General features: G+C 64.4%; 5 protein-coding genes and 1 rRNA gene. 3 read left to right on the top strand and 3 right to left on the bottom strand.

Features of this window, described 5'->3' with window-relative positions:
* Window positions 1-91 (top strand): 5S ribosomal RNA (gene rrf, locus VFA16_RS14545); the annotation flags it as partial.
* A gap of 48 nt (window positions 92-139) precedes the next feature.
* Here the strand turns inward: rrf and VFA16_RS14540 are convergent.
* The 3 genes from VFA16_RS14540 to VFA16_RS14530 all read right to left on the bottom strand — a co-directional run bounded on the left by VFA16_RS14540 (window position 140) and on the right by VFA16_RS14530 (window position 3,814).
* Window positions 140-637 carry a methylated-DNA--[protein]-cysteine S-methyltransferase gene (locus tag VFA16_RS14540; RefSeq protein WP_324968497.1) on the bottom strand — a complete coding sequence of 166 codons (498 nt, stop codon included), beginning with the start codon at window positions 635-637 and terminating at the stop codon, window positions 140-142.
* On the bottom strand, window positions 634-2,121 hold the full coding sequence (locus VFA16_RS14535) for a DNA-3-methyladenine glycosylase 2 family protein (RefSeq protein ID WP_324968496.1): 1,488 nt from the start codon (window positions 2,119-2,121) through the stop codon (window positions 634-636). Before VFA16_RS14535 ends, VFA16_RS14540 begins: the two co-directional genes overlap by 4 nt.
* 88 nt (window positions 2,122-2,209) lie before the next feature.
* A complete protein-coding gene (locus VFA16_RS14530) occupies window positions 2,210-3,814 on the bottom strand; it encodes an adenylate/guanylate cyclase domain-containing protein (protein WP_324968495.1) in 1,605 nt (534 codons plus the stop codon).
* Window positions 3,815-3,863: 49 nt separating this feature from the next.
* On the opposite strand from VFA16_RS14530, the gene nucS reads away from it, so the two are divergent.
* Both nucS and VFA16_RS14520 read left to right on the top strand, forming a co-directional pair.
* Window positions 3,864-4,535 carry an endonuclease NucS gene (nucS, locus tag VFA16_RS14525; protein ID WP_324968494.1) on the top strand — a complete coding sequence of 224 codons (672 nt, stop codon included), beginning with the start codon at window positions 3,864-3,866 and terminating at the stop codon, window positions 4,533-4,535.
* 22 nt (window positions 4,536-4,557) lie between these two features.
* Window positions 4,558-4,854, top strand: coding sequence for a hypothetical protein (locus tag VFA16_RS14520; protein WP_324968493.1), 297 nt, complete (start codon window positions 4,558-4,560; stop codon window positions 4,852-4,854).
* The last annotated feature ends 127 nt before the right edge of the window (window positions 4,855-4,981 follow it).

Raw genomic sequence — 4,981 nt, 5'->3', positions numbered from 1 at the left:
AACGCCCGGACCCATCCCGAACCCGGAAGCTAAGCCTGCCAGCGCCGATGATACTACCCACCCCGGGTGGAAAAGTAGGACACCGCCGAACACACAAAAGCACCCCCACCAAAAGGGGGTGCTTTTCATTTACCCAGAATTAGTCGAATAGCGTCATATTCGTTGACATTCCGCGTCTTTCTAATTCAAGCAATGTTCGTTTCCGGTCGAGTCCGCCGCCGTATCCGGTAAGACCGCCGCTGGTGCCGATTACCCTGTGGCAGGGCACAATAATGGCGATCGGGTTTCGGCCATTGGCCAATCCAACGGCGCGGGCGGCGCCCGGCGCGCCGATTTGTTCGGCAATTTGTCCGTATGACCTGGTTTCCCCATACGGGATTGTCAGCAGCGCCTCCCATACTCGCTGCTGGAATTGCGAGCCACGCAAATCGAGCTCGAGGTCAAAAGCGATGCGCTGGCCCGCGAAGTACGCCTGTAGCTGATCGACGGCGTCCGGAAACCCCCGATCATCGGGCACCCAGTTAGCGCGACTGGGCTCGTAGGTCTGGTCGACCATGCGCAAGTGAGTCAGAACCGATCCTTCGCCAGCCAATGTCAGCGGGCCTATCGGACTGTCGATGGTGCGGTAACGGATCATCCGGTCTCCTGTGCCGGCCAGTGGTTCACGGGGTGATCGAGCGAGGCCCACAGATGCTGAGTGGCGTAGGAGCGCCACGGTCGCCAACGGTGGCTTCGTGCGGTTAGTACCCTTCTCTCCACGGGCAAGCCGAGCTGTTTGGCTGCCAGGCGAAGACCAAGGTCCCCGACGGGGAAGGCGTCTGGATCGCCGAGGCCGCGCATGGCAATGACTTCCGCGCTCCAGGGGCCGATTCCAGGCAACGCCAGCAACTGCGGCCGCGCGCGTTCCCAGTCGCAGCCGGCGTCGAGGACAACGCTCCCATCAGCGAGCGCGCTGATCAGCGCGGCCAACGTCCGCCGGCGTGCCTTCGGGACCGCCACATGGGCAGGCTCGATTTCGGAAAGCTGCTCGATGGACGGAAACGTGTGCGTCAACCCGCCGTGCGCGTCGCAGACAGGTGTCCCGTAGGCCGCGACCAGCCTGGCCGCGTGGGTGCGCGCGGCCTTAGTCGATACCTGTTGGCCCAGCACGACGCGCACCGCCAGCTCGGCCTCGTCCACAGTCCGCGCAATCCGCTGCCCGGGCGCTTTGGCCACAAGAGGCCCCAAACTGGAATCACCCTCCAGCGCTTCGATGACGGCTTCGGGGTCGGCATCGAGGTCCAAAAGGCGCCGGCAGCGGGCGATCGCGGTTGCCATGTCGCGGAAGTCGTCGAGAAGCAGCAGGCAACGGACATGGTCTGGTGCGGGCTTTAGGCTCGCGATGCCGTTGCCGTTCGGCAGCCGCAACGTGCGTCGGTACGCGCCATCGCGGACCTCCTCACAACCGGGCACCGCGCTGGCGGCCAGATGGCCGAACGCGCCCTCATAGGCAAACGGCGTTCGGACGGGCAGCCGCAGCGACACGGTGCCGGGAAAGGCAACCTCGGAACCGCTTCGGCCCAGCGCCCGGCTACGCAACGCTGTCGGGGTGGTGCCGCAGACCGTGCGGATCGTGTCGTTGAACTGGCGGATGCTGGAAAATCCAGCTGCAAAGGCGACGTCGCTCAGCGGCAGCGCCGTCGTCTCGATGAGCACCCGGGCCGTCTGTGTCCGCTGGGCGCGAGCCAATGCGAGCGGGCCGGCACCGACTTCGGCCTGCAGCAGCCGCTCCAGCTGGCGAGTGGTGTATCCGATCCGGCGGGCGAGCCCGCCGACGCCGTCGCGGTCCACGGTGCCGTCAGCGATAAGGCGCATGGTGCGCGCGACGACGTCGCCGCGCACGTTCCATTCCGGAGAACCGGGGGAGGCGTCGGGGCGGCATCGTTTGCAGGGCCGGAAACCGTCCTGTTGCGCGGCCGCCGCGGTGGGATAGAACCGGACGTTGTCGGCGAACGGGGTACGGGCAGGGCAGCTGGGTCGGCAATATATCCCGGTGGTCCGCACTGCGGTGACAAACCAACCGTCGAACCGGGCGTCTCTGGACTGAACGGCGCGGTAGCAGCGGTCGAAGTCGTCATGCACGTTTCGACAATTACACCTGGCCACCGACATCACTGGCGGAAATGCGACATCGTCGTCGGACCGGATAACGGGTCTATCCCTGAGACGTCTACCCGGGCAAGGCCACCCGGATTGGTTCGTCATGGCCCCGCAGCGTCACCGTGTCACCCAAACACCAATGGGCACGCTCGTTTTCGCTCGCAGCATCGACCGTCTCCGACGACGCCATCAACCGGGCCGGCTCAGACTTCGCCAGTTCGCACAGCCGAGCCGCTTCGTTGACGGGTTCACCGATCACGGTGTATTCGAACCGTTCCTTCGCGCCGACATTGCCCGCGACGACCTCTCCTGCCGCGACCCCGATCCCGGCCTGGCACTCCGGCACCTCGCGCTCCAGCCGATCGGCGATGGCCCGCGCGGCAGCGAGCGCCTCGTCCTCCGGGTGCTCCAGCCGGTTTGGCGCGCCGAAAACGGCCAGCACAGCGTCGCCCTCGAATTTGTTCACAAGACCACAATGACGGTCTACTTCGTCGACGATCACCGCGAAGAACCGGTTGAGCAACTGGACGATTTCGGTGGCCGGCCGTTTGGTAACCAACTGCGTCGACCCGACGATGTCGACGAAAACCACTGCAACATGGCGCTCTTCGCCACCTAGCTTCGGCCGTTCTTGCTCGGCAGCTGCCGCGACCTCCCGGCCGACGTGGCGCCCGAAAAGATCACGCAGACGTTCCCGTTCACGCAAACCATGGACCATCGCATTGAAACCACTTTGCAGTTCACCGAGTTCCGTACCGTCGAATACCACCAAGTTGCAATCGAAATCGCCCTGCTCGACCCGCCTGAGCGCTGCGCGCACCACCCTTACCGGTGTCGCGATCAGCCACGACAGAATCCACATCAGGATGAATCCGAATACCAGCGTTGCCCCGGCCAGCATCACCACCGCTACCCCGAACTGGGTCTCGCTCAGGTTCCGCAGCAGCAGCGCGAAGATCGCCGTCAGTGCGATGCCCACGACGGGCACACCGGAACCTAACATCCACACGACCATGGTTCGGCCCATGATCCCGGGAGCGAGCCTTCGTGGCGGTCGACCAGCCTCGAGTGCCTGCGCCGCCACCGGGCGCAACGCGAACTCCGCGAGCATGTAGCAGCCGGTCGCGACCAAAACGCCGCAAAAGCTTGTCGAGAACAGCACCTGCGGGATGAACCAGCTATTGACAAGGCCGTACAGGGTGGTGCACAACGCGGCCCCGAATCCCCACAGGACCAGGGTGACGAGCGCGAGCCGCCACGGCGCCAGAAAGGTATTGCGTTGGTCGTCGTGGTTTGGTGTGCGTTCTTCGATTGCCCACCGCAGCGCATTTACAGTTCGCCGGGTGATCCAGAAGATCCCGATCACCAGAGCCACCACGATGTAGGCCGGTGCGACCGCGAAGGTGAGCCACGCCGGTGCATCGCTGAAGACGCTGGGTACCGGGAAAGCCACCGCCAGTAGCAAAAGGTCGACGCCGATACCGATCAGGTTCACCGCCACGATCAAGACGGTGAGAATGACCTGAATCCGAATCCGTCGGCGGCGCTGACTCTCCGAAACCCGCCCTAGCAGCCACGAGCCGTACTCCGGGGTTTCCGGTAGCCGGCCGCTCTGCCGGGTGAGTCGCTCCAGCAGACGGCCCAGGCGTTGCGCCAGCGTTTGCTTGGCCATCATGGTGGCGTCAGCCTAATTTGTCCGCCGTCGTGACTCTAAGGTGACTCACGTGCGCCTCGTGATCGCTCAATGCACCGTCGACTATCTGGGCCGGCTCACCGCGCATTTGCCGTCCGCGAGAAGATTACTGCTGTTCAAAGCCGATGGATCGGTGAGTGTGCACGCGGACGACCGGGCCTACAAGCCGCTCAATTGGATGAGCCCGCCGTGCTGGGTCACCGAGGAACGTGACGGGCCGCTACCGGTGTGGGTGGTGCAGAACAAGGCCGGCGAGCAGCTGCGTATCACCATCGAAGCCATCGAACACGACTCCAGCCATGAGCTTGGCCTAGACCCCGGGCTGGTCAAAGACGGTGTGGAGGCCCATCTACAGGCGTTGCTCGCGGAGCACATCGAAATGCTCGGGCCCGGATATACGCTGATTCGCCGCGAGTACATGACGGCGATCGGCCCGGTCGACTTGTTGTGCCGAGACGAGCAGGGCCGCGCGGTCGCCGTCGAGATCAAACGCCGAGGCGAGATCGACGGTGTCGAGCAGTTGACCCGCTATCTGGAATTACTCAACCGTGACACGGTGCTGGCCCCGGTCAGCGGAGTGCTGGCTGCTCAACAGATCAAGCCGCAGGCGCGTACTCTTGCGATCGATCGCGGAATCCGTTGTGTCACTCTGGATTACGACAAGATGCGCGGGCTGGACAGTAGCGAGTACCGGCTATTTTGAGTTCGCTCACTACACTGGGCACATGGCTCCGCGTCGCACGCCGCCACGTCGGCAGCCGCCCGTGCAGTCGTTGCCGGTGCCGCGGCGGCTCGAAACGGGACCGGATGGCTACGAATACGAGGTGCGCCCGGTCGCCGCTGCCCGAACCACCAAGACCTACCGGTGCCCCGGCTGTGATCACGAAATCCGTTCTGGCACAGCGCATGTAGTGGTCTGGCCCGCTGATTCGCCGCAGTCCGGTGTCGACGACCGACGGCACTGGCACACGCCATGCTGGACAAACCGCGCAACACGCGGGCCAACCCGTAAGTGGTCATAGCCCGGCGACCCATGCGGGCTAAGCGGCCCGAGGAGCAGCCGGGCAACCGGGCTGAGTAGTTAAGCTGATTCGGCGGCCGGCTCGACCAACTCGATCAGCACGCCGCCGGCGTCTTTGGGATGGATGA

This window comes from Mycobacterium sp., assembly GCF_035653355.1.
In the GTDB taxonomy this organism is placed as follows: Bacteria; Actinomycetota; Actinomycetes; order Mycobacteriales; family Mycobacteriaceae; genus Mycobacterium.
This window is presented reverse-complemented; position numbering and strand designations above follow the sequence as displayed.